Origin of the sequence: Spirillospora sp. NPDC047279 (genome assembly GCF_040643285.1) — a bacterium.
GTDB lineage: Bacteria > Actinomycetota > Actinomycetes > Streptosporangiales > Streptosporangiaceae > Spirillospora.
The window spans coordinates 103,246-130,103 of sequence record NZ_JBEYUA010000026.1 but is presented as its reverse complement, the minus strand read 5'-3'; the positions used below and the strand labels follow the sequence as shown (position 1 = coordinate 130,103).

Here is a 26,858-nt window from a genome sequence, read left to right as displayed (position 1 = left end):
CTCGACCGAGAACTGTGGGGGGCGACTCATCCTGCGTCTCCTTCAGGCTCAGGAGTCCCAACTAACTCCTGCGCCACTAAGTCTGACGCGCGACAGCGTTGATCGTCCGCGACGGCTCTAGATCCCCACATCCGCCGACGGTGCTTTGACCGTGGTTTCCACGGTGCTGGGTGCGGTCCAGCAGAGGGAGGGTAGATGGCTTATGCCGAGAGGCTGGGCAGGAAGTGGCGTGCCCGCTATAAGAGGCCCGACGGAACTTATGGCTCGGAGCCGGGTTTTGACACCAAGACCGCCGCAGAGCAGTGGGGTGAGGAGCAGGAGTCGCAGATCCGGCGCCGGACCTGGATCGACCCTGACGAAGGCGAGATCAAGTTCGGTGATTTCGCCGAGCGGTGGTTGTCGGTGAGCCGTCTGGCGATCAACACCGAGGCCAAGTACCGGTCCCAGCTGCGCAGCCGGATCCTGCCGCAGTGGGAGGACTGGCCGCTCATCGCCATCGTCAACAACCACCTTGAGGTGCAGGGTTGGGTGAACGAGTTGCACGATGAGCTCGCTGACTCGACCGTTGCCTCGGTGTTCTCGTTCTTCTCCACGATCATGAACGCGGCGGTGCGGTCGCGGAAGATCCCGGCGAACCCGTGCCATGGCGTTCGGGTGACCTCGGGTGAGGCGGAGATTGAACGGCAGGTGGCCACGCCGGTTCAGGTGCTTCGCGCGGCCCTGCGTATGGAAGAGCTCGCTGGCATGGAGGGGTTCGTCCTGACGCTGCTGGATGCCTATACCGGAGCTCGCTGGTCGGAGCTGATCTCCCAGCGGCCGGGTGCCTACGACCGGGTGAACAAGCAGTTCCCGGTGCGGCGGCCGTTGCGGGAGGCGGCTGGGCAGATCGAGGAGGCGCCGCGTCCGAAGAGTCCGGCGGGCAGGCGGTGGATCCAGCTGCCGCCGTTCTTGGCGATCTTGTATGAATGGCTGCTCGATCACTGCTCGCATCGCCGGGTGTTCACCGGGGTGCGGGGTGGGGTGCTGCGGCGCAGCAACTTTGCCCGCAGGTTCTGGCGGCCGGCCTGGGACGGCGATCCGGACAACCCTGATCCGCGGGCGAGGGTGCCGGCGATCCTGCCCGGGTTCACCTTCCACGAAGGCCGGCACACGCAGCGGACCTGGCTGGCCGACGATCACATTCCCGAGGTCGCGCGGGCGGCCCGGCTGGGGCACAAGCTGACGGGCATGGCCGATGTCTACGAGCACGTCACACCCGAGATGCAGCGGGCGGTCCTGACGGCGCTGCAGGCGCGTTGGGAAGCCTCTGTCCAGGAGCTCACACCCCAGGAGCGTCGGCGTTTGATCGATGTCGTGCCAGCGGAGTTGGCCAAGGAGATTGCGGAGAGTGACGGGCTGGCGGGGGAGTGAGGGGGTCGCGGTAGCGCTCACCGATGGATGATCTCCAGTTTTTCTCCACTGGAACGGCGAAAGCCTCGTTCCCGGTGAGGGGACGAGGCTTTGACCTGGTGAGACTGTGGTGGGCGATACTGGGATTGAACCAGTGGCCTCTACCGTGTCAAGGTAGCGCTCTCCCACTGAGCTAATCGCCCGGGTCCGTGACTTCTGGTGGAAGTACGGGGTTGAGGTGGAGACGGGATTTGAACCCGTGTACACGGCTTTGCAGGCCGTTGCCTCGCCTCTCGGCCACTCCACCAGAGGGAGGCCTTCCGCAAGGCCCCTCAGAGCGGAAGACGGGATTCGAACCCGCGACCCTCACCTTGGCAAGGTGATGCTCTACCACTGAGCCACTTCCGCTTGTGCTGCTCGGGGGCCTGAACCCCTTCGCGGCGACGTGAAAACCTTAGCGTGAAGTCGGCGCTTCCCCAAACCGGGTTTCGCGGAACGTCGCTTCGATCTGCGTCGAAGCGTCGGGCGCATAGGCTCCGAAACATGGACCTCGCGTACGACTCCGACATCTCCGTGGTGGCCGCGCTGCTGGCCGACCGGGCGCGGGCGGCGATGCTGACGGCCCTGCTGGACGGGCGGCCGCTGGCGGCGGGAGAGCTGGCCCGGGTGGCCGGGATCAGCGCGCAGACGGCCAGTTCGCATCTGGCGCGGATGCTCGACGGGGGGCTGGTGACGGTGATCAAGCAGGGGCGGCACCGGTACTACTCGCTGAAGGGGCCGGAGATCGGGGAGGTCATCGAGGCACTGAGCCGGGTGAGCCCGCCGGTGAAGGTGCGGGGGTTGCGGCAGTCGCGGGACGCGCAGCGGCTGCACCGGGCGCGGACCTGCTACGACCATCTGGCGGGGGAGGCCGGGGTGGTGCTCTACGCGGCCCTGGTGGACGGCGGGATGATCGAGCCGAACGGCGCGGAGGTCACGGAGAAGGGCTCGGAGCGGCTGGGCGATCTCGGGATCGACGTTCAGGCGCTGAGGAAGGGGCGACGGCGGTTCGCGGCGCCCTGCCTGGACTGGACGGAGCGGCGGCCGCATCTGAGCGGGGCGCTGGGGGCGGCGATCACGGCGCGGATGATCGAACTCGGCTGGTTCGAGCGGGGGAGCACGCGGCGGGTGCTGAACGTGACGGGCGAGGGGATGCGGGGGCTGGCCGACTCGTTCGGCTGCGTCCTGAGTGAGTGAAGGATGTGCGGGGGCGTCACACTGGTGGCATGAGGGATTCGTTCGTGCACGTCGGGGGGCTGCTGGCCACCGGTTTGGCCGACGTGACGACCGACCCCGCGGCGCTGGACTCGCGGGGCTGGTGGGCCGTCGTGGTCACCTATGAGGGAAAGATCACATGTGCGCGGTTCGACCGGGTGCGGAAGGCGCCGCATCCGGGCGGGACGTGGCGGGCGCCGGGGGAGTGGCGCAGCTCGCTCGGCCGGGACGCGTACATGCGGGGCGTGGAGCGGATCCGGACGGCGATCGCGGACGGGATCGTCTACCAGGCCAACCTGTGCCGGATCCTGTCGGCGCCGCTGGGCGAGGGCGCGGACATCGCGGGGCTCGGCCGCAGGCTGGCGGAACGGCATCCGGCGCGGTTCGCGATGACGTTGCGGGTGCCGGGGCTGGAGATCGCCAGCGCGTCGCCGGAGCTGTACCTGTCGCGGGACGGGGACCTGGTGGAGTCGTGGCCGATCAAGGGGACGGCGCGGCGGGCCGAGGAGCTGCTGCCCAAGGACCGGGCGGAGAACGTGATGATCGTCGACCTGGTGCGGAACGATCTCGGGAGGGTCGCGGCGCCCGGGTCGGTGACCGTGCCGGGGTTGTGCGTGCCCGAGGAGGTCCCGGGCCTGGTGCATCTCGTTTCGACCGTGCGGGCGCGGCTCGCGCGCGGGAACGGGTGGCCGGAGCTGCTGCGCGCGACCTTTCCGCCCGGCTCGGTGACGGGCGCGCCGAAGTCCAGTGCGCTGACCTTGCTCAATGAACTCGAACCCGTCCCGCGCGGCCCGTACTGTGGGGCCATCGGCTGGGTGGACGCGGATTCCCGGCGTGCCGCGCTCGCGGTCGGCATCCGGACGTTCTGGACCGGGGAGGGCCTGGTGCGGTTCGGCGCCGGCGCCGGAATCACCTGGGGATCCGATCCGCTCCGCGAATGGCGTGAGACCGAGCTCAAGGCGGCTCGGCTATTGGAGGTGGCTTCCGGTGACGACCGGGCAGGGCAAGATCTGGCTGAACGGGGAACTGCTCGACCCTGAGCAGGCGAAGGTGTCGGTGTTCGACCACGGGATGATGGTCGGCGACGGGGTCTTCGAGACGGTCAAGGCGACGAACGGGGAGCCGTTCGCGCTGACCCGGCACCTGAGGCGGCTGGCCACGTCGGCCGCCGGCCTGGGGCTGCCCGCGCCGGATCAGGACGCGCTCGCCCAGGGCACGCTGGAGGTGCTGGCCGCGTCGCCCCGGTGGCCGCTGGCCCGCCTCCGGATCACCTACACCAGCGGTCCGGGCCCGCTCGGCTCCGACCGCGGCGACGAGGGCACCACGGTCTCGATCATCGCGGCCGAGCAGAAGCCGTTCCCGGCGACGGCGAACGTCACGGTGGTGCCGTGGCCGCGCAACGAGCGGGGCGCGCTCAACGGGCTCAAGACCACCTCGTACGCCGACAACGCGCTCGCGCTCGCCTACGCCAAGGAGCGCGGCGGCGGCGAGGCGATCTTCGGCAACCTGGTCGGCAACCTCGCCGAGGGCACCGGCAGCAACGTCTTCGTCGTCAAGGACGGCCGGCTGACCACGCCGCCGCTGACGGCGGGCTGCCTGGCGGGCGTGACGCGCGCCCTGGTGCTGGAGTGGTACGGCGGCGAGGAGGAGGACCTGCCGCTGGAGCGGCTCTACCAGGCCGACGAGGCGTTCCTGGTCTCCACGACCCGCGACGTGCAGCCGATCCGCGCCGTCGACGGCACCGAGCTGCCGGCCGCGCCGGGGCCGATCACCGCCAAGGTCATGGAGGTCTTCGCGGCGCGCGGCGCCGAGCTCATGGACCCGTGATCCCGTCCGGGCCGAGGCGCGGCGGGTCTTTACGTGATCGCTTTCATCGTTCACGTTAGCGGTGACGCTCAAAGGAGGTCACCGTGGACTTCTCCCGCTCCCACCCCCGGCGGTCCCTCTCCTGCCTCACCCGATCCTCCACCGCGATGGCCGCGCTCGTGCTCACGGGCGCGGCCATCGGCGCGTGCGGCGGCGGTTCGGACTCCACCGATCCCGAACGCAACGCCGACGCCAAGAACATCACCCTCGTCATCAGCCGCAACGCGATCGAGGGCGGCAAGAACACCGAAGAGGCCGAATGGATCACCAGGACGGTGATCCCGAGGTTCATCGCGGCCCAGAAGGCCAAGGGGGTCACCGCCAAGGTGACCTTCCGCGGCTACGGCGTCGACGACGAGCCGTACAAGACCAAGATCGCGCTCGACCTCAAGTCCCGGTCCGGCGCCGACGTGTTCGACATGGACGGCATCTGGGTCGGCGAGTTCGCCCAGGCCGGCTACATCGCGCCGCTGACGACCGTGGCCGGCGCCAAGGGCGACACCTGGGACGGCTGGGCGCAGATCCCCAAGTCCGTGCAGGGCCTGGCCACGTTCGACGGCAAGCGGTACGGCATCCCGGCCAGCACCGACGGCCGGGTGCTCTTCTACAACAAGCGGCTGTTCGCCCGCGCGGGCCTGCCCGCCGCCTGGCAGCCCAAGAGCTGGGACGAGATCATCGCCGCCGGGCAGGCGCTCAAGAAGCTCCCCGGCGTCACACCGATCCAGCTGAACGCGGGCACCGCCATGGGCGAGGCCACCGCGATGCAGGGCGTCCTGCCGCTGCTGGCCGGCGCCGGCAGCGAGATCTACGCCGGTGGCAAGTGGACGGGCGGGGGCACGGCGGTCAAGGAGGTGCTCGGCCTCTACGCCAAGATCTACGGTCCGGCCGCGCTGGGCGACCCCAAGCTCCAGCAGGAGGCCAAGGGCCGCGACAAGTCGTTCGCGGCCTTCGCCGCGGGCAAGATCGGCATCCTGGCCGAGGGCGACTACTTCTGGCGGGACGTGATCAACCCGAAGACGGGCATCGCCAAGATGGCGGGCCGCGACCAGGACGCCGGCTACGCGATGTTCCCCGCGATCACCCCGGGCCGGGGCCTGCGCGGCCAGTCGTTCGTCAGCATGTCGGGCGGCGCGGTCACGGTGGTCAGCCCGAACACCGAGTACCCGCAGCAGGCGCTCGAACTGCTCACCTTCATGAACTCGCCCGAGATGCACAAGGCCCGCACGGCCGGAACGCCGGAGATCACCTCGCGGACGGACGTCAACACCGAGATCCTCAAGGGCGACGCGTTCCTGTCGTACCTGGCCGAGCAGGTGCTGCCGATCACCGCGTACCGCCCCGGCCTCGCCGCCTACCCGCAGGTCTCGACCGCGCTCCAGGAGGCCACGGCCGCCGTCGTCTCCGGCGAGACCCCCGAGGAGGCCGCGGCCGCCTACACCAGGAAGCTGGAGGGAATCGTCGGTGGCGCCGCCAACGTCTCCACCGGCTGAGAAGGAGGGGGGACGTCAGGACGCGGCGGGCCTCGGGACCCGTCGCGCGGCGGGGTTCGTCGCCCCGGCGATCGTCCTGGTCGCGGTGTTCCTCGTCTTCCCGGCGTTCTGGACGCTCTATCTCGGCGTCACCGACTACCGGCTCACCGGCATCGCGGCGAGCGACCCGCGCTTCGTCGGGACCGGAAATTACACGGCCGTCCTCGGCGACGAGGAGTTCCACCGGTCGTTGTGGCTGACGCTGCAGTTCGTCGTCGGGTCGGCGGTCGTCGGGCAGACGGTGCTGGGGTTCGGCATCGCCTGGGTGCTCCGCGACCGGTCCGGGCCGGTGCGGCGGCTGGTCGAGGCGGTGATCCTGCTCGCCTGGATCCTGCCCGGCTCGGTGATCGCGTTCCTGTGGCTCGCCCTGCTGGACCGGGACGCGGGCACGCTGAACGCGCTGCTCGGCACGCCCGGCACCGCGTGGCTGCTCGACCATCCGATGGCCTGCGTCATCGTCTTCAACGTGTGGCGCGGCACCGCGTTCTCGATGATGCTCTACGGCGCGGCGCTCGGGAACGTTCCGCCGTCGCACCTGGAGACGGCGCGGCTGGCCGGGGCGTCCACCCTCCAGACGTTGCGGGACGTGGTGTTCCCGCGCATCCGCGGCCACGTCCTCACCAGCCTGCTGCTGATCAGCCTGTGGACGTTCAACGACTTCACGCCGTTCCTCATCACGGCGGGCGGGCCGGACGGCCGGTCGGAGATCATGTCGGTCTACGTCTACCGGACCGCGCTCGGCGACGGCCGGCTCGGTTTCGGCGCGGCGATCTCGCTCATCATGATCCTCATCAACCTCGCGATCGCCCTGCTCTACCTGCGCACCCTCCGCGAGCGCCGCCGCTCCCGGCCACCGGACGCGGGCGCGGCGCCGCCGCCGGAGCGGGCACCCGAGGAGGCGGCGGCATGACCGTACGGGAGACGCTCGGACGGATCGGCGTGGCCGTGTTCCTCTCGGCCGTGCTCGGCTTCTTCGCGCTGCCGCTGCTCTGGCTGGCGTTCGCGCCGTTCGACGCCGAGCCGGAGTTGTCGGCGTCGCTGCCCGACTTCACGCTGCACAACTTCCGCGTCCTGATGGACAACCCCTACGCGCTGGCCTCGCTGCGCAACTCGGTGCTGCTCGCCGCCGGGACCGCCGCCCTGGTGGTGACCTGCGCCGCGCTCGCCGCGTACGCGCTGAGCCGGGTCCGCATCCCCGGCCGGGACGTGCTGCTGTACGTGCTGCTCCTGCTGTCGTCGATCATCACCGGCACGGCGGCGATGGTGCCGATCTTCCTGCTGGCGTTCAACCTCAACCTGATCGACTCGCATCTCGGCGTGATCCTGGTGCTGACGGGCGGGCTGCTGCCGGCGGCCATCTTCGTGCTGAAGGACTTCACCGACTCCACGCCCACCTCGTACGAGGAGGCGGCCCGGGTGTTCGGCGCCTCGCCGCTGCAGACGCTGCGGCATGTCGTCGTCCCGGTGATCAGGCCCGGCATCGCCACGATCACGGTGTGGACGGTGGCGATGGTGTGGGGCGACTTCCTGATGCCCTTCCTGCTGCTCCGCGACCCGGGCAAGGCCCCGGCGTCGGTGATCATGTACACCTTCTACACCGAGGGCGGCCAGCCCGACCTCGCCCTGATCTCCACGTTCTCGCTGCTGTACTCCCTGCCGGTCGTGGGCATGTACCTCTTCGTGAGCCGCCGGTACGGGTTCCGTTTCCACGGAGGGATCAAGCGCTGATGGCGGTCATCACCCTGCGCGAGCTGACCAAGGTCTACCCGGGCGGCGTCCGGGCGCTCGACGGGCTCGACCTGGAGATCGCGGACGGCGAGTTCTTCGCGCTGCTCGGCCCGTCCGGCTGCGGCAAGACCACGCTGCTGCGTACGGTCGCGGGCCTGGAGACGGCGACCGCGGGCACGGTCCGGATCGGGGAGCGGGACGTGACGCGCCTGCCGCCCGGCGACCGCGACGTCGGCATGGTCTTCCAGGACTACGCGCTCTTCCCGCACATGTCGGTCACCGACAACATCGCCTACCCGCTGCGCATCAAGAAGACCGGCAAGGCCGAACGGCACGCCGCGGCGGCGGGGGTCGCCGCAGAGCTCGGGCTCGACGGGCTGCTCGGGCGCCGTCCCGCCGAGCTGTCGGGCGGGCAGCAGCAGCGTGTCGCGCTCGCGCGCGCGATGGCGGCCAGGCCCCAGGTGTTCCTGCTGGACGAGCCGCTGTCCAACCTCGACGCCCGGTTGCGGCTCGAGGCCCGCACGTTCCTGAAGAAGCTCCAGCGCGAGCTCGGCGTCACCACCGTCTTCGTCACCCACGACCAGGCCGAGGCGCTCGCCATGGCCGACCGGATCGCGGTGATGGAGGACGGCCGGATCCGGCAGATCGGCACCGCCGCCGAGGTCTTCCGGCGCCCGGCGAACCTCTTCGTGGCCTCGTTCATCGGCTCCACCCCGATGAACCTGGTCGACGCGCGGGTGCGCGGCGAGGAGATCGAGGCCGCGGGCACGCTCGTCCCGCTCCCGGCGGAGGCGCGCGGGCTGGTCACCGACGGGCAGGAGGTGGTGTACGGGGTGCGTCCCGACTATCTGGACTACTCGGCGACCGCGGCCGGTGGCGCCTTCCACGGCCGTGTCGTGATCGTGGAGAACCTCGGCAGCACGTCGCTGGTCACCCTGGACGTCGGCGGCGTCCTGCTGCACGCCCTCGTGGGCGAGGGGAGCGAGCCGGAGCCGGACGAACGCGGCTGGGCCGTGCCGCGTCCCGGCCGGGTGCTGCTCTACCGCGACGGTGATCTGCTGGACGGGAACGACGTGACGGTGGCGGCATGACGGAACGCACGACACTGCACCGGGGCCGCTGGACGCTCGAAGACCGGCTCGAGTCGGGCCTGCGCGAGCTGCCGGTCGAGGTGCCGCCCGGCACGGCGGCCCTCACCGTGCGCCTCACGTTCGAGGGCGGCGTCATCGACCTGGGTTGCGCGGGCCCCGCCGGGTTCCGCGGCTGGTCGGGGGGAGCGCGGCGCGAGTTCACGATCTCGGCGGGCCGGGCGACGCCCGGGTATCTGAAGGGCGAGCTCGAACCGGGCACCTGGCACGTGTGGCTGGGGCTGCACCGCGTCCCGCCCGGCGGCGTCCCGTACGAGATCACCGCGACCACCTCGACGACGCCACCGCCGCCGCCCGAGGAGCCGGCCTGGCCCGGCGTGCCCGAACGCCCGCCGCGCCGGGACCTGCCCGCCCCCGCCGGGGCGCGGTGGCTGGCAGGTGACCTGCACTCGCACACCGTGCACAGCGACGGCACCCTCACCGTTCCCGAGCTGGCCTGCCGGGCCGTCGCGCGCGGGCTGGACTTCCTCGCGGTGACCGACCACAACACCGTCAGCCACCACCCCGAGCTGGCCGCCGCCGGGGCCCGCGCCGGGATCGTCCTCGTCCCCGGGCAGGAGGTCACCACCGACCTCGGCCACGCGAACGTCTTCGGCGACACCGGGTGGGTCGACTTCCGGCGGCCGTCCGCCGGCTGGGTCGCGCACGCCGCCGAGCACGGCGGCGTGATCTCCATCAACCACCCGCTCAGCGGCGACTGCGCCTGGCGCCGCGAGCTGCCGCCGGAGGCGCGCCCCCGCCATGTCGAGCTGTGGCACTCGTCCTGGTGGGACCGCCGCTGGGGCGCGCCGCTCTCCTGGGCCTCCCTCTGGCGGCCGGACGTGATCCCGCTCGGCGGCAGCGACTACCACGACCCGGCCCAGCACAAGTCGCTCGGCGAGCCGACCACCTGGCTGCTCGTCCACGACGACGACGTGCTCGGCGCGCTCGCCGCCGGCCGCACCGCCGTCACGACCGGGCCGGACGCGGGCGCGCCGACGCTCCTGCGGGTCGAGGACGAGTTGATCGTCCTCGGCGCCGCCGGGAGTGTGCTGGTCCGGCCGGACGGCGGCCGTCTCGTCGTGCGCCGGGACGACGTCCGCGTGCCCGTGCGCTCCGGCGGCATGCACCGCCTTGAATCCCACGAGAACGAGGTGATCGCGCTATGCGGATGAGCCAGGACGCCCGGACCCCGATCGTCGTCGTGCCGCACACCCACTGGGACCGCGAGTGGTACCTGCCGTTCCAGCGGTTCCGGCTCCGCCTCGTCGCGCTGCTCGACGAGGTGATCGACCGGATGGAGGCGGACCCGCGCCAGCACTTCACCCTGGACGGGCAGATGGCGGCGGTGGACGACTACCTGGAGGTCCGTCCCGAACGGCGCGAACGGGTGGCGGCGCTGGTCCGCGCGGGCCGCCTGGCCGTCGGCCCGTGGCAGATCCTGCACGACGAGTTCCTGTGCTCCGGCGAGAACATCGTCCGCAACCTGGAGCTCGGCCTGCGCCGCGCGGAGGAGCTCGGAGCGGCGATGCGCGTCGGCTACCTGCCCGACCAGTTCGGCCACTGCGCGCAGACGCCGCAGATCCTGCGGCTGGCCGGGATCGAGCACGCGTGCGTGTGGCGCGGCGTTCCCTCGTCGGTCCGGACGCACGCGTTCGCCTGGGAGTCCCCGGACGGCACGGCGATCCGGACCGAGTACATGCCGGAGGGCGGCTACGGCAACGCGGCGAGCATGTTCGAGGAGGCGGGCCGGGCCGGTGCCGGGCTCCTGCCCGGCCGGGTCGCCGACTTCACCGCGCGCATGCGCGCCTGGCGCCCCGAGGGCGGCGCCCTGCTCGCCATGTACGGCTCGGACCACACCGCGCCCGCGAGGGACCTCGCCGACCAGATCGACGGTCTCGGCGACGGGGCGCGGCTCGACACCCTGGCCGGCTACATGGCCGCGCAGCCCACCGCCACCGACGGCCTGCCGCGGCTGCGCGGCGAGCTGCGTTCGCACGCGCGCGCCAACATCCTGCCCGGCGTCATCTCGGCGCGGGCCCATCTCAAGCAGGCGATGAGCCGCGCCGAACGCCGCGTCGAGCGGTACGCCGAGCCGCTCGACGCGCTCTGGTGGAACGGGAGCGCCGCGGGGTTCCTCGACATGGCCTGGCGCCGCCTCATCGAGGTGAGCTGCCACGACTCGGTCACCGGCTGCGGCAGCGACGAGACGGCCGAGCAGGTCGCCGCGCGCATGGCCGAGGCGGAGCAGCTCGGGCGGGCCGTCTGCGACCTGGTGACCGCGGGCGTGGCCGCCACGCTCCCGCACGACGCCCACCTGGTCTTCAACCCGACGCCCGCCCGGCGGACCGGCCTGGTGATCCTGGACGTCGCGGCCGCCGCCGACGTCGTCCTCCAGGACGGCGACGGCCGGACCTTCCCCGCCCAGACCCTGGAGGTCGCGCCGACGACGATCTCCGACGCCGTGCATCCGGCGTCCGAGCTTCCGCTGGTGCTCAACCGGGTCTTCGGCCGGTCGCTGTTCGGCCAGGACATCCGTGACTGGTCGGTGTCGGCGGCGGACCGCACGCTGACGTTCTTCGTGACGCGGCAGGCCGAGACCCCGTTCGACATCGCCGACGTACGGGAGGCGCTGCGCGACGCGGCGGGGGAGTGGCGCGTGGTCACCATCGCCGACCCGCGCCGCAGCGTCGCCGCGCTGGTGGAGGCGCCGCCGCTGGGCATCGTCGCCGTCCGTCCCGCGCCGGCGCCCGCGGACGCCGCGGGAGCGCCCGCCGTGGAGCGGCCCGCCGCGCCGGCCCGGGCGGAGGCCGACGACGTCCTGGACAACGGCCTGCTGCGCGTCCAGATCGGCGCGGACGGCACGTTCTCGATGAGCACGCCCGGTGGCACCTTCGTGGCGGGCCTCGGGCGCGTGATGGAGGGCGGGGACCTCGGCGACACCTACAACCACGCGCCGCCCCGCCGCGACCGCCTCATCGACATCCCCGAATCGATCCGCGTGCGCCAGGTGCTCGCCGGCCCGCTGGTCGCAGCGCTCGACGTCGTCCGCACCTACCGCTGGCCCGCCAAGGGCGACCCGGTCAACGACGCGCGCTCGGAGACCGAGGAACGCGTCGTCGTCACCACCCGGGTCGAGCTCCGCGCGGGCGAGCCGTTCGTCCGCCTCCGCGTCTCGTTCGACAACCGGTGCGAGGACCACCGCGTCCGCCTGCACCTGCCCCTCCCGCACCCGGCGTCATCGTCGTTCGCCGAGGGGCAGTTCGCGATCGTCGAGCGCGGGCTGACCGCCGAGGGCGGCTGCGGCGAGGTGCCGCTGCCGACGTTCCCCGCGTCCGGGTTCGTCGCGGCGGGCGGCCTGGCGGTCCTCCTCGAGCACGTCACCGAGTACGAGGTCACCGGCGACGGGCGCGAGCTCGCGGTGACCCTGCTGCGCTCGGTGGGGTACCTGTCGCGCCACCACAACGCCAACCGCGACCAGCCCGCGGGCCCCGAGCTGCCGACACCGGGCGCGCAGTGCCGCGGCGAACGCGCCGTCGAGCTGGCGATCATGCCGTACGAGGCCGGCCGGCCGGGCCCCGGCGTGCTCGCCGCGGCCGAGGCCTACCGGCACGACCTCCTCACGGCCGCCGGCTACGGAGCGTCCGGCGACCCGCTCCCGCCCGCCCGCACCGGGATCGAGGTGTCCGGCGAGGGCGTCGTCATGACCAGTCTCCGCCGCCGCGACGGCGGAGACGCGGAGCACGCGGAGCACGCGGAGCTCGAGATGCGCCTGGTCGCCGAGCATCCGGAGCCGGCCACGGCGACGGTCTCGGGCCGCTCGCACCCGCTGCGGCCCTGGGAGATCGCGACCGTCCGGGTGTCACGCCCCTGACCCGTGCGCCTCCGCGGCGGCCATGGCGGCGCCGACGATGCCGGCCGTGTTGAGCAGCGCCGCCGGCACGATCGGGGCCCGCACGTCCTCGATGAGCGGGAGGAACTTGTCGTGCTTGCGGCTCACCCCGCCGCCGACGATGATCAGGGACGGGCTGATCAGCCCTTCCAGGTGCGCCATGTAGTGGCTCAGCCGCTTGGCCCACTTCTCCCAGGTGAGGTCGTGGTCCTCGCGCGCCTTGGCCGAGGCCCGCGACTCGGCGTCGTGACCGTGCAGCTCCAGATGGCCGAACTCGGTGTTGGGCACCAGCACGCCCCTGGTGAACAGGGCGCTCCCGATGCCGGTGCCCAGCGTGAGCATGACGACCGTGCCGGTGGTCTCGCCCTTGCCCGCGCCGAGCCGCATCTCCGCGATGCCCGCGGCGTCCGCGTCGTTGAGCAGCGTGACCGGGTTTCCGGCGGCCTCGGAGAACAGCTCGGCGGCGTCGAGCCCGATCCACTTGCCGGACACGTTGGCGGCGGTACGGGTGACCCCGTCCACCACCACGCCCGGGTAGGTGGCGCCCACCGGCCCGGTCCAGCCGAAATGCTCGACGATCCGCGCGACGACCTCGGCCACCGGCTCGGGCTCGGCCGGGTGAGGGGTGTCGACGCGCAGACGTTCCCTGGTGAACTCTCCGGAATCGAGATCCACCGGGGCGCCCTTGATCCCGGAGCCGCCTATGTCGATGCCCAGCATTTCCATGCTCATGTCCTACCCGTGCCCGAAAGAGGGCAGGCTAAAGAGAACGCCAAGTCACCCTTCGACCACCTTCAGGCCGATCACCCCGGCGAGGATCAGGGCCAGGCACAGGACGCGGCCGGCCGAGGCGCTCTCGCCGAGCAGCACGATCCCGGTCACCGCGACCCCCAGCGACCCGAGCCCCACCCACACCGCGTACGCCGTTCCCACCGGCAGGTCCCGCAGCGCCGCCGACAGCACGACCACGCTCAGCAGCGCCACGCCCAGGCCCGCCACGGCGGGCCACAACCGGGTCAGGCCCTCGGAGTGCTTGAGCGCGGTGGCCCAGACCAGCTCCAGCATGGCCGCGACGACCAGCAGCCCCCACGCCTTCACGCCGTGACCCCGCCGTCGACGACCACGGCCGTCCCGGTGATGTAGGCCCCGCCCGGTCCCGCCAGGTGCGCGACCGTCGCCGCGATCTCCGCGGGCTCGGCGTACCTGCCGAGCGCCGTGAACGCCCGTTCGGCCTCCGCCTCCGCCGCGCCGGCAGGGTTCATCTCGGTGTCCGTCGAGCCCGGATGCACCAGGTTGACGGTGATCCCGGCGGGCCCCAGGTCGCGGGCCAGCCCCTTCGTCAGTCCGACGAGGGCGGACTTGCTCATCGCGTAGAGCGTCCAGCCCGCGTACGGGACCCGCTCGACCAGGCTGCTCCCGATGTTGATGATCCGCCCGCCCCTCGCGACGGGGTCGGCGACCCCGGCTCCCGTGGCGGGGGCGCCGCCCATGTGGCGGGCCGCGGCCTGCGACGCGACGAAGGCCCCGCGGACGTGGATCGCCAGCGCCCGGTCGACGTCCTCCACGGCCACGTCCGCGAACGCCCCGTACGGCGCGATCCCGGCGTTGTTGACCAGCACCCGCAGCGGGCCCATCCCGGCGGCCCGGTCGACGGCCGCGGTGGCCGCCGCCGGATCCGCCGCGTCCGCCCGGATCGCCAGGCCCCGGCGCCCCCTCCGTTCGATCTCCCGCACGACCTCGGCGGCCCTGCCGGGGGCCCGGACGTAGGTGACGGCGACGTCGTGCCCCTCCTCGGCCAGCCGGACGGCGATGGCGGCCCCGATGCCGCGTCCGCCGCCGGTGACCAGCGCGACCTGGTTCATGGCGATCCCTCCCTTAAACGGAAACTTCTCCGGATACTAAACGGAGAGTTCTCCGATTAACAACCGCTAAGCTGATCCCGTGATCGACGTAGGCTTCCTGGGCGGGCCTCCCGCGGAACGGGCGGACGCCGCGCACAACCGCCGCAAGATCCTCGCCGCGGCCGCCGAGATGATCGCGGCCCGTGGCGCCGAGGCGCTGTCCATGGACGAGGTCGCCAAGGCCGCCGGCGTGGGCGTCGGCACCGTCTACCGCCGCTTCGGCGACCGCGCGGCCCTCATCTACGCCGTCATCGACGACCGTGAACGCCGCTTCCAGGCCGGGTTCCTCAGCGGCCCGCCGCCGCTGGGCCCCGGTGCCGAGCCGCTGCCCCGCATCCGCGCGTTCCTCCACGCCCTGGCCGACCGCACCGAGGAGCAGTCGGACCTGCTCCTCACCGCCGAGACCGACTCGGCCTACGCACGCTTCAACGACGGCTCCTACGCCCTCTACCAGATGCACCTGGCGATGCTCGTCGCACGGCTGGACCCCCGCGCCGACTCCGCGTACCTCGCCGACGCCCTGCTCGCGCCGCTGGCCGCCAACCTCTTCCGCTACCAGCGCCACACCCGCGGCATGTCCCTGTCCCGCGTCAAGCAGGGCCTGGACGCCCTGGCCGCCGGCCTCGCCGCCGCCCCGGCCAGCGGCTCGTCCGCCCCGCCCGCACCGCGGGACTGACACCGTTCACCGGGCCGGAGGGAAGGCACCTAGACAGGTGTCTGATCTCGTGTCTATATTGCGGTGCGGTAGATGTCAGGAGGACGCGGTGCCCAGTCGTTACGCACGCCTGAGCCGGGAGCGGCTCGCCACCCTGGTCCCGGAGCTGCTGCTCGTCGGCCACCTGATCGACCGGGCCGGCATGCCCTTCTGCCTGGAGGCGTGGGGCCAGGACGAGATGACGCGGATCGCCATCGAGGAGTGGGCCGCCGCGAGCCCGATCTACACGCGGCGCATGCAGCGTGCGCTGCGCTTCGAGGGCGACGACGTGCCCACCATCTTCAAGGGCATGCAGCTGGACATCGGCGCCCCGCCGCAGTTCATGGACTTCCGCTACAGCGTGACCGACCCCTGGCACGGGGCGTTCCACCTCGACCACTGCGGCGCGCTGCTGGACGTCGAGCCGATGGGCCCGGCCATGGTCAAGAACATGTGCCACGACATCGAGGACCCCACGTTCGACGCGACCGCCGTGGCCACCAACCCCAAGGCGCAGGTACGCCCGATCCACCGCCCGCCGCGCGTCCCGTCCGACCGGCGGCCGCACTGCGCGTGGACGGTCGAGATCGACCCGGACTCCCCGGGCGTCGAGGGGATCCCGGCCCTGGCGGTCAACGAACGTTCGCACGCCGCCACGCTCGTCCTGGACGACATCGACCCCGACCAGGAAGGCCTCGGCGACTACAGCGGCGTCCTGGTCAGCGACCTGGACTTCGACGCCTTCTCGCACTCGGCGCTGGTCCGCATGGCCGACGAGGTCGTGCTCCAGCAGCACCTGCTCAACCTCTCGTTCCAGCTGGCGGTGCGGGAACGGGCCGGCGGCGACGGCGACCTCTTCCACCGCGTCGCGCTGCGCCAGCTCATCGGGCACGCCGGGGTGGCCGCCGAGCGCCTGCACCGGGCGCTGGGCCTGACCGACTCCGCGCAGGACGCGGCCGAGGTCATCGAGCTGCACCCGCTGATGAACCCGCTGCCGTACGTCGACCTCGTCCGGGACGGTGAGACGATCACGGTGTCGCGGTCGCTCGCGCACGAGGACGGCGGCTGGCTCCCGCTGTGCACGCCCGGCACCCCCGACGCGCTGCGGTCCATCGTGCGCGCGGTGAACCCCTACCTGGACGTCGACGTGACCGGCACCGACACCGAGTGGACGGCCCGCGTCGTCCTGACCGGCACCGCCGCGCCCGAGTCCGGCGAGGTCGCGGTCACCAAGTTCAGCAAGGGTGCGGACTTCCGGTTCGAGCCGCGCGAGACCCTCCCGCTCTTCGTGAAGTGAACGGACGTTCCGGGGGCGCGTGAAATCTTTCACGGCGCGTCCGGGGCGTCTCGGCTGGTCGGGAGGCGGTGGGGCGGGCGCCTCTTGACGGGGCCGGGCGGCGGCGTCACGGTGGGAGCGCTCCCACCTGTCCGCCCGTCGTCAGGAGTGCCGTGAAAAGAGCCCTGAGTGTCCTCGTGGTCGCCGTCCTGGCGGCGAGCGGGAGTGCGGGTACGGCGTTCGCCGAGGAGCCGGAGCTGATCGGCAACGGCACCTTCGACACCACCGCCGAACCCTGGTGGCACACCGCCAACCTCGCCTTCGACATCTCGGGCGGGCGGCTGTGCTCGGACGTGCCCGGCGGCACGGTGAACCCCTGGGACGCCATCGTCGGCCTGGACGGCGTGCCGCTGGTCAAGGGGGAGACGTACGCCTTCAAGTTCTTCGGCACCGGGACGCCCGGCAGGACGGCCAAGGCGCTGATCCAGCTCCCGGCCGACCCGTGGACGCAGTACCTGGCCGCGACGCCCGAGCTCAGCGTCTCGGGCAACGCCTACACCTACGAGTTCACCTCGCCGGTGGACATCCCCGACGCGCAGGTCGCCTTCCAGCTCGGCGGCAGCGCGGCGCCCTGGCGGTTCTGCGTGGACGACGTGTCGCTCAAGGGCGGCGAGGAACCCGACGTGTACGTCCCCGACACCGGCCCGCGCGTCCGGGTCAACCAGGTCGCCTACCTGCCCAAGGGCCCCAAGAACGCCACCCTGGTCACCGAGTCGGCGGAGCCCGCGGCGTGGACGCTCAGGCGCGGTGACGCGGTGGTGCTCGAAGGCACCACGACGCCGCGCGGCACGGACGCCTCGTCCGGCCAGAACGTGCACTCCATCGACTTCGGCTCCTACACCACCGCCGGGACGGGGTTCACGCTGACCGCGGACGGCGAGACCAGTCGGCCGTTCGACATCTCGCCCTCGGCGTACGCGGGCCTGAAGGCCGACGCGCTGAAGTTCTTCTACCCGCAGCGCAGCGGCGTCGCGATCGACGACGGGCTGCGGCCGGGGTACGGCAGGCCCGCCGGTCACGTCGGCACCGCGCCGAACCAGGGCGACACGGACGTGCCGTGCCAGCCGGGCGTCTGCGACTACCGCCTGGACGTCTCCGGGGGCTGGTACGACGCGGGCGACCACGGCAAGTACGTCGTGAACGGTGGCATCTCCGTCGCCCAGCTGATGAGCGTGTTCGAGCGGACCAAGAACGCCCCGACGGCCGGGCCCATCCCCGCCCTGGACATCCCCGAGAGCGGCGACACCGTGCCGGACGTCCTGAACGAGGCGCGCTGGGAACAGGCGTTCCTGCTCAAGATGCAGCGGCCGGACGGGATGGTCCACCACAAGATCCACGATGAGAACTGGACCGGCCTGCCGCTGCTGCCCCATCTCGACCCGCAGAAGCGCGAGCTGCACCCGGTCTCCACCGCCGCGACGCTCAACCTCGCCGCCACGGCGGCGCAGGCGGCCCGCGTGTTCGCCCCGTACGACGCGGGGTTCGCGGCCGGCAACCTGGCCGCCGCCCGCAGGGCGTGGAGCGCGGCCAAGGCCAACCCCGCCGTCCACGCCTCGCCGGACGACGGCATCGGCGGCGGCACCTACTCCGACGACAACGTGGCCGACGAGTTCTACTGGGCGGCCGCCGAGCTCTACATCGCCACGGGCGAGAAGGAGTTCCGGGACTACGTGCTGGCCTCGCCGTCGCACACCGCGGACGTCTTCGCCGACCGCGGCTTCAACTGGGGCTCGGTGGCGGCGCTCGGCCGGCTCGACCTGGCGACGGTCCCCAACGACCTGCCGGGGCGCGACGCGGTGCGGCGGTCGGTGCTGGCGGCCGGCGACAAGTACCTGGCCATCGCCGCGGGCTTCGCCTACGGCTCGCCCTACGACCCCGGCACCTACGAGTGGGGCTCCAACAGCCAGGTGCTCAACAACATGGTGGTGCTCGGGGCGGCCTACGACATCTCCGGCGCGGCCAAGTACCGCGACGGCGCCGTCCAGGGCTTCGACTACCTGTTCGGCCGCAACGCCCTCAACATCTCCTACGTGACCGGTTACGGCGAGGTGAACGCCCGCAACCAGCACAGCCGGTGGTACGCCCGGCAGCTCGACCCCGCGCTGCCCAACCCGCCCGCCGGAACGGTCGCGGGCGGCCCCAACTCCGCCATCCAGGACCCCGTCGCGCAGGCCAAGCTGCAAGGTTGCAAGCCGCAGTTCTGCTACATCGACGACATCGGGTCCTGGGCGACCAACGAGCTGACCATCAACTGGAACGCCCCGCTGGCGTGGGCGTCGGCGTTCGTCGCCGACCAGGGCGACGGGACCCTCCCCGGCAGGGCCGCCTGCGAGGTCTCCTACAAGGTGCACGCCTCGTGGTCGTCGGGCTTCACCACCCAGCTCACGGTCAGGAACACCGGCACCAGGCCCATCGACGGGTGGGCGCTGACGTGGTCGTTCCTCGGCGGGCAGAAGGCCGGGCCCGCCTGGAACGCCGCCCTGACCCAGGACGGCGCGACCGTGACGGCGAAGCACCAGTCCTACAACAAGAGGATCCAGCCCGGCCGGAGCGTGACGTTCGGCTTCACCGGCGTCGCCGCCCCCGGCGCCAACCCGGCACCGGACCTGTTCACGCTCAACGGGGCCGCGTGCGCCCGGTGATCCCGGGCCACGCGCCGCACGGCCGGGCCGGCCGGATGACCACCTTCGGCCGGTCCGGCCCCGGCGGCACCGGTCAGGAGGTCCGGGCGCCGGTGATCCGGGCTGCCTCGGCGGCCAGTTCCCGGCCCGCGGCGAAGATCTCCTCGAGGCTGACCTTTCCGTCGTTGTCGGTGTCGGAGACCGTGGACAGGCCCCGCCACAGGCCGACGTAGGACTTCCTGGGATGATTCGCCGGCTAGGCGTGGGAGACCAGGGCGCGCGAGGGGAACGGCGCGGCCGGGATATGGCGGCCCCGGGGCGCCGGGTCGGCCAGGTCACCGTTCTCGATCACGACACGTCCGCCGACCAGGACGGTCTCGGGCCTTCCGGTCACGGTCATGCCCTCGTAGGGGGTGTAGTCGGTCGCCATGTGCAGGCCGGCGGCGGTGACCCGCCACCGGGCGGCCGGGTCCCAGACGACCAGATCGGCGTCGGCCCCGGGGAGCAGCGTGCCCTTGCGGGGGTACAGGCCGTTGGCGCGCGCCGGGGCGGCCGCGGTCAGCTCCACGAACCGGGTGACCGGCAACCCGCGGCGGACGACGTACTCGGAGAAGATGACCGGCATGCGCGTCTCCACGCCGGGCAGCCCGTTGGGCATCGCCCGCACGTCGGCCTGGCGCGACTCCTTCTGGCCGGTGTCGTAGCAGCAGTGGTCGCTGCCGATCGTGGTGATCTCGCCGGTGAACAGGTGCCGGCCGAGCGCCTCCACGTCGGCGGCCGGGCGCAGCGGCGGGCAGCACACGAAACGTTCGGGGTGCTCGCCCGCGTACGCCGAGTCGTCCAGCACGAGGTGGTGGGCGACCGCCTCGCTGTAGGCGCGGACGCCGCGGCGGCGCGCGGCGGCTACCAGCTCGACGGCCGCCGCGGTGGACTGGTGGACGAAGTAGACGGGCGCGTCCACCGCCTCGGCGATCGCCAGCACCTCGGCGACCGAGGCGGTCTCGGCCAGGGCGGGCCGGCTGGCGGCCATGTCGCGGGCGCCGATCCGGCCCGCGGCGGCGCAGCGGTCCTGGGCGTCGCCGATGATGTGGTCGGCCTCGCAGTGGATCACGACCATGCCGCCGAGCCCGGCCAGCGACGTCATCGTGCGCAGCACGGTGTCCTCGTCGGCCATCGACTCGCCGCGGTAGGTGGTGAACATCTTGAACGTGGTGACGCCGTCGGCCACGAGGGCGGCGAGCTGTTCGGGGACGGTGTCGTCCCACCGCACGACGCAGCCGTGCAGGGCGCTGTCGCAGAGCCCCTCGGTCGCCTTGGCGCGCTGGGCGTACGCGACGTCGGCCGGGTTCTCCCCGGGCCGCGGGATCGCGAAGTCCACGATCGTGGTGGTGCCGCCGTGCACGGCGGCGGTGGTGCACCGGCGGTAGTCGTCCAGCGAGGTGAACGCGCCGGAGGTGAAGCCCACGTGGCAGTGCGGGTCCACGCCGCCGGGCAGGACGAGCCGCCCGGACGCGTCGATCTCGGTGCGCGCGCCGGCCGTGCCGGGTTCGGCGAGCGCGGTGACGGTGCCGCCGGTGATGACGACGTCGGCGCGGCCCGTCCAGCCGGCCTCGACCACGGTGCCGCCGCGGACGATCACATCGGCGGTCACCGGGCCACCGACGCCAGGTGCGCGCGCCAGCCGCCGGCGTCGCTGATGTCGGTGACGCCGGGCAGCGTCAGCGACTCGGGGCGCATCCGCATGCACAGGGTGCCCGAACCGTCGTCCAGCTCGATCACGCCGAGCTCGAGCTCGGGCGGTTCGCCGGGCAGCAGGTGCTCGCGGAGGATCTCGTAGCTGACGGAGTAGAGCTCGCCGGGCACGGCGCGGCCGTCCTCGTCGACGGGGTGCAGGCCGGGGAACTCGTCGCGGACGGAGTAGAAGCGGTACCGGGGCGCGGTCGTGGCGGGGCCGAGGAACGTGGCGCCGGCGAGCGCCCCGTTCAGCGACCCGCCCGACATGGCCTGGCCGTTGACGAACATCCGCAGGGTCTCCATGGGTCCTTCCTTCGTGCGGTCGCCCGCGCGGTCAGGCGCGGGCGTGGCGGGCCCGCTCGACGGCGGGGTCGGGGATCGGGACGGCGTCCAGCAGCGAGCGCGTGTACGGGTGGCGGGGCTGGCGGTAGATCTGCTCGCGGTCGCCGATCTCGACCAGGGAGCCCTGGTCGAGCACCGCGACCCGGTCGCACAGGTAGTGCACGACCGCCAGGTCGTGCGCGATGAACAGGATCGACAGGCCGAGGCGCTCGCGCAGGTCGCGGAACAGGTTGAGCACCTGCGCCTGCACCGAGACGTCCAGCGACGAGACCACCTCGTCGCAGATCAGCACCTTCGGCTCGACGGCGAGCGCGCGGGCGATCGCGATGCGCTGCCGCTGGCCGCCGGAGAACGAGCGCGGGTGGCGGCCGGCGTCGGCGGCGCTGAGCCCGACGGTCTCCAGCAGCGCGACGGCCCGGTCGCGGCGGGCGGCGGGGTCCTTCTCCAGCCCGTGCGCGATCATCCCCTCCTCCACCAGGGCGCCCGCGGTCATGCGCGGGGACAACGAGGAGTAGGGGTCCTGGAACACCATCTGCAGGTCGCGGCGCAGGCCGCGCAGCTCGCGGCGGGACGCGGCGAGCACGTCGCGGTCGCCGAGCAGCACCCGGCCCGAGTCCGGCCGGGTGAGGCGCACGACGCAGCGGGCGACCGTGGACTTGCCCGACCCGGACTCGCCGACCAGGCCGAGCACCTCGCCGGGCGCCAGCTCGAACGACACGTCCTTGACGACGGGCCGGCCGCCGAAGCTCTTGACGAGGTTCTGCACGCGCAGCGCGGTCATCGAGCGCTCCCTTCCACGGGCTCCGCGACCGTTTCCGCGTCGGCTTCCGCGATCGTGGACAGCCGGCGGGACGGGTCGTCGTCGATGCGCGGCACCGACGCCAGCAGCGCCCGCGTGTAGGGGTGGCGGGGGCGGGCGTAGATGTCGTCCACGGCGCCCTGCTCCACCGGCTCGCCGTGCCGCATCACCACCACCCGGTCGGCGAACCCGGCGACGATGCCGAGGTCGTGGGTGATGAGCAGCACCGCCATGCCGCGTTCGTCGGCGAGCTCGCGCAGCAGCGTCAGCACCTGCGCCTGGACGCGGACGTCCAGCGCCGTGGTGGGCTCGTCGGCGATGAGCAGCGCCGGCTCGGCGATCACCGCGATGGCGATGACGACGCGCTGCCGCATGCCGCCGGAGAACTGGTGCGGGTAGTCGTCGAAGCGGCGGCCGGCGTCGCGGACGCCGAGCCGCCCGAGCAGCTCGATCCCGCGCCGCCGCGCCTCCTTCCTGCCCACGCCGCGGATCACGAGCGGCTGCGTGATCTGCCAGCCGACCGTCATCACCGGGTTGAGGGCGGCCAGCGGGTCCTGGAAGACCAGCCCGACGCGGGCCCCGCGCACGTCGCGCATGCCGCGTTCGGACAGGGACAGCAGGTCGGTCCCGTCGAAGGAGATCCGGCCTTCGAGGCCGGCGTCGTGGTCGAGCCGCAGGATCGCCCGCGCGGTGACGGACTTGCCCGACCCCGACTCGCCGACCAGCGCGACCTTCTCGCCGGCGGAGACGTCCAGGTCCACGCCGCGCAGCACCTCCACCGGGCCGTCCGGCCCGGGGAAGCGGGCCCGCAGCCCCTCCACGGTCAGCAGGGCGGTCATGCGGACCTCCGGATCGTCGGGTCGGTGCGGACGCGCAGCCAGTCGCCGAGCAGGTTGAACGAGATCGCGGTGAGGACGATGGCCAGGCCGGGGAAGACCACGGCCCACCAGCCGTTGGTGAGGTTGTTGGCGGCGGCGGCGATCATCGCGCCCCACTCGGCGGAGGGCACCTGCGCGCCGACGCCGACGAACGACAGGCCGGAGATGACCAGCATCACCGCCGACACGTCCAGCGTCGTCTGCACGTAGAGGGTGTTCAGCGCGTTCGGCAGCACGTGCCGGAACACCAGCCGGGGCGTGGACACGCCCAGCACCCGTGCCGCCTCGACGTACTCGGCGTCCTTGACGTCGCGGACGAGGGTCCGCACGAGCCGGGCGTAGCCGGGCCACCAGGTGAGGGAGAGCGCGATCACCGCCGAGCGCAGGCCGGGCCCGAGGGCGGCGGCCAGCCCGAGCGCCAGGATGATGGCGGGCAGCGAGAGGCCGATGTCGCAGAGCCGCATGAGCACCTCGTCGGCGACCCGGCCGCCGAGCGCGGCCGCCGTGCCGACGAGGGTGCCGATCAGGGTGGCCGCGGCGATGACGATCACGGTGGCGAGCAGCGACACCCGCGCCCCGTACAGGACGCGGCTGAAGATGTCGCGGCCGTTGGCGTCGGTGCCGAACCAGTGCGCGCCCGACGGGGCGTGCAGCGCCTGGCCGAGGTCCACGGCGTACGGGTCGTGCGGCGCCAGCAGCGGGCCGGCGACCGCCAGCACCACCATCAGCCCCGCGACGGCCAGGGCGATCCGTTCGACCACGGAGATGCGCCCGGCGCGCCGGGCGCCCGCCGCCCGGCCGCGCCGGAACCACACGCCGCGCAGCGGAGGCCCGGCGGTGGAGTCGACGCTGTCGGCGGTCGCGGCCCCGGACCCCGCGCCCCGGCCGGTCTGTGCGGAGGTCTTCATGACACCGCCCCTTCCTTGACGGCGGGCCCGGCCTCGGCCGCGGCGCCCGGTGCGAGCGACGCCGCCGGGGCCGGGGCGGCACCGCGGGCGGGCTGCCGCAACCGCGGGTTGAGCCAGAGCTGGACGAGATCGACGACGATGTTGACCAGCACGAACACCACGCCGATCACGAGCACGGTGCCGATCACCGCGTAGAGGTCGTTCTGGAGCACGGCGGTGACCGCGTACGCGCCGATCCCGGTCCGGCCGAACACCGACTCGACCAGCACGGTGGAGCCGAGCATCCACCCCAGCTGCATGCCGATGATGGTGCTGACCGGCACGAGGGCGTTGCGCAGCCCGTGCCGGATCACCACCCGCCGCTCGGACGCCCCGGTGGCCCGGGCGAGGGTGACGTAGTCGGAGTCCAGCACGGTGATCATCGACGACCGGACCGTGCGGGCGACCACGGCGATGAACGCGGCGGCCAGCGTCAGCGCGGGCAGCACCAGATGCGACACCGCGTCCCCGAACGCGGGCAGGTCACCCGAGAGCAGCGCGTCGACCGAGGTCATCCCGGTGATCTCGGGGACCTCCCGGCCGAAGCCGAGCTGACCGGTCAGCGGCAACATCCCGAGCCGGTCGGCGAACACCAGCTGCAGCACCAGCCCCAGCCAGAAGACCGGCACGGCCGCGCCGAGCAGCACGATGACGCGGGCCGCGACGTCGGCGAACCGGCCCCGCCGGTGCGCGGCGTACACGCCGAGCGGCACCGCGATCGCCACGTTGATCAGCATCGCGGCGAGCACCAGCTCGACCGACGACGGCAGGGCCTGCGCGATGTCGTCGAGCACCGGCCGCCGGGTCACGACCGACGTGCCCAGGTCGCCCTGGAACAGCCGGCCGAAGTAGGCGGCGAACTGGTCCCACAGCGGCCGGTCCAGGCCGAGCCGGGACGCGGCCGCGGCGACCTGTTCGGCGGTGGCGTTGCGGCCCGCCGCCGCGCGGGCCGGGTCGCCGGGCAGCACCTGGGTCATCAGGAAGGTGACGACTCCCAGGCCGAACAGCACGACGACGCTGGTGACGAGGCGCCTCAGCAGGAAACGCGCCATTGCCGTGCCTCCCCTCGATGGAGATCTCGATGAGTGGAATCGGGGCCGCGGGCCCGGCGCGGCCGGACCGGTCGCCCGGTCCGGCCGCGGCCGGGATCAGCCGGTCTTCACGCCGTAGACGTCGACCGTCTGGTGGTGCGAGGGCTGGTAGGCGTAGCCGGACAGGCCCTTGCGCAGCACGGTGACGGTCTTGGGGTTGGACAGGTTGACCGACGGGACGTCGGCCGCGATGAGCTGTTGCGCCTGCTTGTAGAGGCCGCAGCGCTCGTTCTCGTCGGTGAGCCCCTGGGCCTTCTCGACCAGCGCGTCCACCTTCGGGTTGTCGTAGCCGCCGCTGTTCTGGCCGTTGTTGATGAACCGCGAGTCGAACTGCTGGTAGAGGACCGCGTCGGCGTCCGGGGTGGTCGGGAAGCCGTAGATCATGCCGAGGTCCGGCGTGGTCTTGTTGGTCTTGAGGCGCTGCACGTACTCGGGGTAGGTGATCGCCTGGAGCTTGAGGTTCACGCCGATCTTGGAGAGGTCGGACTGGAGGAGCGTCGCCGCCTGCTCCATCTCGGCGGTCGCCTTGAGATAGGTCATGGTCAGCGAGACGTCCGACAGTCCCGCCGCCTGGAGCGAGGCCTTCGCCTTGTTCACGTCGTAGGCCGGTTGCGGGGTGGTCGGGTCGAAGCACGTCATCGTGGACGGCAGCACGCCGACCGCCTTCTTGCCCGCGCCCTTGAGGATCGCGGAGATGTGCTGGTCGTACTGGTACGCGGACGCGATCGCCTCGCGCAGCGCCTTGGTGGCGACCGGCGAGTCCTTCATCTTGAAGAACACGTACAGCTGGACGTTGGTGTCGGCCTTGTCGACGGTGTAGCCGCCGTTGCCCTCGAACGACGCCCAGTCGTTCGGGTCGATGTCCATGGCGATGTCGATGTCGCCCGCCAGCAGCGCGCTCTTCTGCGTCGCGGCCTGCGGCAGGTAACGGAAGACGACGCTCTGCGCCTGGCCGTCGAACCCGCCCCAGTACTTGTCGTGCTTGACGTACTTGGCCTCCTGGTTGGGGGTGTAGCCGCTCAGCTTGTACGGCCCGGAGCCCGCGTCCGCCGTCGCCAGCCACTTCTGCCCGTCGTCGCCGCCCGCGTTCTGCTGGACGAGCTTGGAGTTGAGCAGGTACACCCGCGTCAGCGCGGGGATCATCGGCGCGTACGGGCGGCTCAGCTTCAGCGTCAGGTGGGTGTCGTCGGTGACCGTCGCCGAGTCGTAGGCGGTGACGAGCGCGGCGACCCCGATGCCGACCTTCTTGGTCCGGTCGAGGGTGTACTTGACGTCGGCGGCGGTGAGCTTGGCGCCGTCGTGGAAGGTGACGTCGTCGCGCAGCGTCAGGTCGATCGACTTCCCGTCGCCGGACACCTTCCACCCGGTGGCGACGCTCGGCTCGATCTTGTTGCCCGCGCCGTACCTCACCAGCGTGTCGTAGGCGGGCCGGGCCACCTCGTCCACCGTGGAGTTGTCGGCCTGGACGGGGTCGAAGGTCGCGGGCGGCTCGTTCTCGGCGATGATGAGCGTCTGCTTGCGCTCGCCCGAGCCGGACCCGGACCCGCCGCCGCAGGCGGCGAGCGCGAGGACGGCCGCCACGGCGACCGCGGTCAGCCGCGGCCCGGGGCCGAACCCGGCCCGTGCGCCACGCCGGGACCGCCCGGTCCTCGGTGCCCCGGCCGGCGCGCCGGCCGGGGGCTGGGATGCGTGGACCACTGGATCTCTCCCCTTCATGGAGTCGTCCGCGA

23 protein-coding genes and 3 tRNA genes are annotated in these 26,858 nt (G+C 72.5%); 13 read left to right on the top strand and 13 right to left on the bottom strand.

Features of this window, described 5'->3' with window-relative positions; genetic code table 11:
• The first annotated feature begins 195 nt into the window (after positions 1-195).
• Positions 196-1,410, top strand: coding sequence for a hypothetical protein (locus ABZ810_RS43490; RefSeq protein ID WP_358413286.1), 1,215 nt, complete (start codon positions 196-198; stop codon positions 1,408-1,410).
• Positions 1,411-1,517: 107 nt separating this feature from the next.
• On the opposite strand, the gene ABZ810_RS43485 is transcribed toward ABZ810_RS43490, so the two are convergent.
• The 3 genes from ABZ810_RS43485 to ABZ810_RS43475 all read right to left on the bottom strand — a co-directional run bounded on the left by ABZ810_RS43485 (position 1,518) and on the right by ABZ810_RS43475 (position 1,797).
• Positions 1,518-1,592 (bottom strand) — tRNA-Val (locus tag ABZ810_RS43485).
• Between the two features lie 33 nt (positions 1,593-1,625).
• Positions 1,626-1,696 (bottom strand) — tRNA-Cys (locus ABZ810_RS43480).
• A gap of 29 nt (positions 1,697-1,725) precedes the next feature.
• Positions 1,726-1,797: transfer RNA gene (locus tag ABZ810_RS43475), tRNA-Gly, on the bottom strand.
• Between the two features lie 135 nt (positions 1,798-1,932).
• Between ABZ810_RS43475 and ABZ810_RS43470 the strand changes: the two genes are divergently transcribed.
• The 9 genes from ABZ810_RS43470 (at position 1,933) to ABZ810_RS43430 (ending at position 12,767) form a co-directional block, all read left to right on the top strand.
• Positions 1,933-2,625 (top strand): helix-turn-helix domain-containing protein, encoded by a 693-nt coding sequence (locus ABZ810_RS43470; protein ID WP_358413284.1) that lies wholly within the window; start codon positions 1,933-1,935, stop codon positions 2,623-2,625.
• Between the two features lie 29 nt (positions 2,626-2,654).
• Entirely contained in the window at positions 2,655-3,683 is a 1,029-nt protein-coding gene (locus ABZ810_RS43465) for a chorismate-binding protein (RefSeq protein ID WP_358413282.1), read from the top strand.
• Positions 3,631-4,470, top strand: coding sequence for an aminotransferase class IV (locus tag ABZ810_RS43460; RefSeq protein ID WP_358413280.1), 840 nt, complete (start codon positions 3,631-3,633; stop codon positions 4,468-4,470). The genes ABZ810_RS43465 and ABZ810_RS43460 overlap by 53 nt, the downstream gene beginning before the upstream one ends.
• Positions 4,471-4,553: 83 nt before the next feature.
• Positions 4,554-5,999, top strand: a complete 1,446-nt coding sequence (locus ABZ810_RS43455; protein ID WP_358413278.1) for an extracellular solute-binding protein — start codon at positions 4,554-4,556, stop codon at positions 5,997-5,999.
• A complete protein-coding gene (locus tag ABZ810_RS43450; RefSeq protein WP_358413276.1) occupies positions 5,971-6,948 on the top strand; it encodes a sugar ABC transporter permease in 978 nt (325 codons plus the stop codon). The genes ABZ810_RS43455 and ABZ810_RS43450 overlap by 29 nt, the downstream gene beginning before the upstream one ends.
• Positions 6,945-7,766 (top strand): carbohydrate ABC transporter permease, encoded by an 822-nt coding sequence (locus ABZ810_RS43445; RefSeq protein ID WP_358413274.1) that lies wholly within the window; start codon positions 6,945-6,947, stop codon positions 7,764-7,766. Before ABZ810_RS43450 ends, ABZ810_RS43445 begins: the two co-directional genes overlap by 4 nt.
• On the top strand, positions 7,766-8,857 hold the full coding sequence (locus ABZ810_RS43440) for an ABC transporter ATP-binding protein (protein WP_358413272.1): 1,092 nt from the start codon (positions 7,766-7,768) through the stop codon (positions 8,855-8,857). Before ABZ810_RS43445 ends, ABZ810_RS43440 begins: the two co-directional genes overlap by 1 nt.
• Positions 8,854-10,068 (top strand): CehA/McbA family metallohydrolase, encoded by a 1,215-nt coding sequence (locus ABZ810_RS43435; RefSeq protein ID WP_358413270.1) that lies wholly within the window; start codon positions 8,854-8,856, stop codon positions 10,066-10,068. Before ABZ810_RS43440 ends, ABZ810_RS43435 begins: the two co-directional genes overlap by 4 nt.
• Positions 10,065-12,767 (top strand): alpha-mannosidase, encoded by a 2,703-nt coding sequence (locus tag ABZ810_RS43430; protein WP_358413268.1) that lies wholly within the window; start codon positions 10,065-10,067, stop codon positions 12,765-12,767. The genes ABZ810_RS43435 and ABZ810_RS43430 overlap by 4 nt, the downstream gene beginning before the upstream one ends.
• Here ABZ810_RS43430 and ppgK read toward each other — a convergent pair.
• From ppgK to ABZ810_RS43415, 3 genes are read right to left on the bottom strand one after another with little or no spacing between them, the layout of a single operon-like run.
• On the bottom strand, positions 12,756-13,511 hold the full coding sequence (gene ppgK, locus ABZ810_RS43425) for a polyphosphate--glucose phosphotransferase (protein WP_358413266.1): 756 nt from the start codon (positions 13,509-13,511) through the stop codon (positions 12,756-12,758). The genes ABZ810_RS43430 and ppgK overlap by 12 nt on opposite strands.
• A gap of 51 nt (positions 13,512-13,562) precedes the next feature.
• A complete protein-coding gene (locus tag ABZ810_RS43420) occupies positions 13,563-13,883 on the bottom strand; it encodes a multidrug efflux SMR transporter (protein ID WP_358413264.1) in 321 nt (106 codons plus the stop codon).
• A complete protein-coding gene (locus ABZ810_RS43415; protein ID WP_358413262.1) occupies positions 13,880-14,647 on the bottom strand; it encodes an SDR family oxidoreductase in 768 nt (255 codons plus the stop codon). Before ABZ810_RS43415 ends, ABZ810_RS43420 begins: the two co-directional genes overlap by 4 nt.
• A 79-nt stretch (positions 14,648-14,726) precedes the next feature.
• Here ABZ810_RS43415 and ABZ810_RS43410 point away from each other — a divergent pair, with 79 nt between their 5' ends.
• The 3 genes from ABZ810_RS43410 (at position 14,727) to ABZ810_RS43400 (ending at position 19,358) form a co-directional block, all read left to right on the top strand.
• On the top strand, positions 14,727-15,362 hold the full coding sequence (locus ABZ810_RS43410) for a TetR/AcrR family transcriptional regulator (protein WP_358413260.1): 636 nt from the start codon (positions 14,727-14,729) through the stop codon (positions 15,360-15,362).
• A gap of 88 nt (positions 15,363-15,450) precedes the next feature.
• Positions 15,451-16,677, top strand: coding sequence for a hypothetical protein (locus ABZ810_RS43405; protein WP_358413258.1), 1,227 nt, complete (start codon positions 15,451-15,453; stop codon positions 16,675-16,677).
• Between the two features lie 152 nt (positions 16,678-16,829).
• The gene (locus ABZ810_RS43400; protein WP_358413256.1) at positions 16,830-19,358 is read left to right on the top strand and encodes a glycoside hydrolase family 9 protein; all 2,529 of its coding nucleotides are present in this window, start codon (positions 16,830-16,832) and stop codon (positions 19,356-19,358) included.
• Positions 19,359-19,593: 235 nt separating this feature from the next.
• On the opposite strand, the gene hydA is transcribed toward ABZ810_RS43400, so the two are convergent.
• The 7 genes from hydA to ABZ810_RS43365 form a co-directional block, all read right to left on the bottom strand.
• Positions 19,594-20,988, bottom strand: coding sequence for a dihydropyrimidinase (gene hydA, locus ABZ810_RS43395; protein WP_358413254.1), 1,395 nt, complete (start codon positions 20,986-20,988; stop codon positions 19,594-19,596).
• Positions 20,985-21,374: a gamma-glutamylcyclotransferase gene (locus ABZ810_RS43390; RefSeq protein ID WP_358413252.1), complete on the bottom strand. Its 390-nt coding sequence runs from the start codon at positions 21,372-21,374 to the stop codon at positions 20,985-20,987. The genes hydA and ABZ810_RS43390 overlap by 4 nt, the downstream gene beginning before the upstream one ends.
• Before the next feature lie 31 nt (positions 21,375-21,405).
• A complete protein-coding gene (locus ABZ810_RS43385) occupies positions 21,406-22,194 on the bottom strand; it encodes an ATP-binding cassette domain-containing protein (RefSeq protein ID WP_358413250.1) in 789 nt (262 codons plus the stop codon).
• Positions 22,191-23,051: an ABC transporter ATP-binding protein gene (locus ABZ810_RS43380; RefSeq protein WP_358413248.1), complete on the bottom strand. Its 861-nt coding sequence runs from the start codon at positions 23,049-23,051 to the stop codon at positions 22,191-22,193. The genes ABZ810_RS43385 and ABZ810_RS43380 overlap by 4 nt, the downstream gene beginning before the upstream one ends.
• Positions 23,048-23,998 carry an ABC transporter permease gene (locus tag ABZ810_RS43375; protein ID WP_358413246.1) on the bottom strand — a complete coding sequence of 317 codons (951 nt, stop codon included), beginning with the start codon at positions 23,996-23,998 and terminating at the stop codon, positions 23,048-23,050. The genes ABZ810_RS43380 and ABZ810_RS43375 overlap by 4 nt, the downstream gene beginning before the upstream one ends.
• Positions 23,995-25,089 carry an ABC transporter permease gene (locus tag ABZ810_RS43370; RefSeq protein WP_358413245.1) on the bottom strand — a complete coding sequence of 365 codons (1,095 nt, stop codon included), beginning with the start codon at positions 25,087-25,089 and terminating at the stop codon, positions 23,995-23,997. The genes ABZ810_RS43375 and ABZ810_RS43370 overlap by 4 nt, the downstream gene beginning before the upstream one ends.
• A 96-nt stretch (positions 25,090-25,185) precedes the next feature.
• Positions 25,186-26,826, bottom strand: a complete 1,641-nt coding sequence (locus ABZ810_RS43365; RefSeq protein ID WP_358413243.1) for an ABC transporter substrate-binding protein — start codon at positions 26,824-26,826, stop codon at positions 25,186-25,188.
• Between the last annotated feature and the right edge of the window lie 32 nt (positions 26,827-26,858).

Bases quoted from the DNA above. Each gene is read 5' to 3' on its own strand.
- ABZ810_RS43490 (WP_358413286.1), top strand. From the start codon at position 196: ATGGCTTATGCCGAGAGGCTGGGCAGGAAGTGGCGTGCCCGCTATAAG.
- ABZ810_RS43470 (WP_358413284.1), top strand. From the start codon at position 1,933: ATGGACCTCGCGTACGACTCCGACATCTCCGTGGTGGCCGCGCTGCTG.
- ABZ810_RS43465 (WP_358413282.1), top strand. From the start codon at position 2,655: ATGAGGGATTCGTTCGTGCACGTCGGGGGGCTGCTGGCCACCGGTTTG.
- ABZ810_RS43445 (WP_358413274.1), top strand. From the start codon at position 6,945: ATGACCGTACGGGAGACGCTCGGACGGATCGGCGTGGCCGTGTTCCTC.
- ABZ810_RS43440 (WP_358413272.1), top strand. From the start codon at position 7,766: ATGGCGGTCATCACCCTGCGCGAGCTGACCAAGGTCTACCCGGGCGGC.
- ABZ810_RS43435 (WP_358413270.1), top strand. From the start codon at position 8,854: ATGACGGAACGCACGACACTGCACCGGGGCCGCTGGACGCTCGAAGAC.
- ABZ810_RS43430 (WP_358413268.1), top strand. From the start codon at position 10,065: ATGAGCCAGGACGCCCGGACCCCGATCGTCGTCGTGCCGCACACCCAC.
- ppgK (WP_358413266.1), bottom strand. From the start codon at position 13,511: ATGGAAATGCTGGGCATCGACATAGGCGGCTCCGGGATCAAGGGCGCC.
- ABZ810_RS43415 (WP_358413262.1), bottom strand. From the start codon at position 14,647: ATGAACCAGGTCGCGCTGGTCACCGGCGGCGGACGCGGCATCGGGGCC.
- ABZ810_RS43390 (WP_358413252.1), bottom strand. From the start codon at position 21,374: ATGGAGACCCTGCGGATGTTCGTCAACGGCCAGGCCATGTCGGGCGGG.
- ABZ810_RS43385 (WP_358413250.1), bottom strand. From the start codon at position 22,194: ATGACCGCGCTGCGCGTGCAGAACCTCGTCAAGAGCTTCGGCGGCCGG.
- ABZ810_RS43380 (WP_358413248.1), bottom strand. From the start codon at position 23,051: ATGACCGCCCTGCTGACCGTGGAGGGGCTGCGGGCCCGCTTCCCCGGG.
- ABZ810_RS43375 (WP_358413246.1), bottom strand. From the start codon at position 23,998: ATGAAGACCTCCGCACAGACCGGCCGGGGCGCGGGGTCCGGGGCCGCG.
- ABZ810_RS43370 (WP_358413245.1), bottom strand. From the start codon at position 25,089: ATGGCGCGTTTCCTGCTGAGGCGCCTCGTCACCAGCGTCGTCGTGCTG.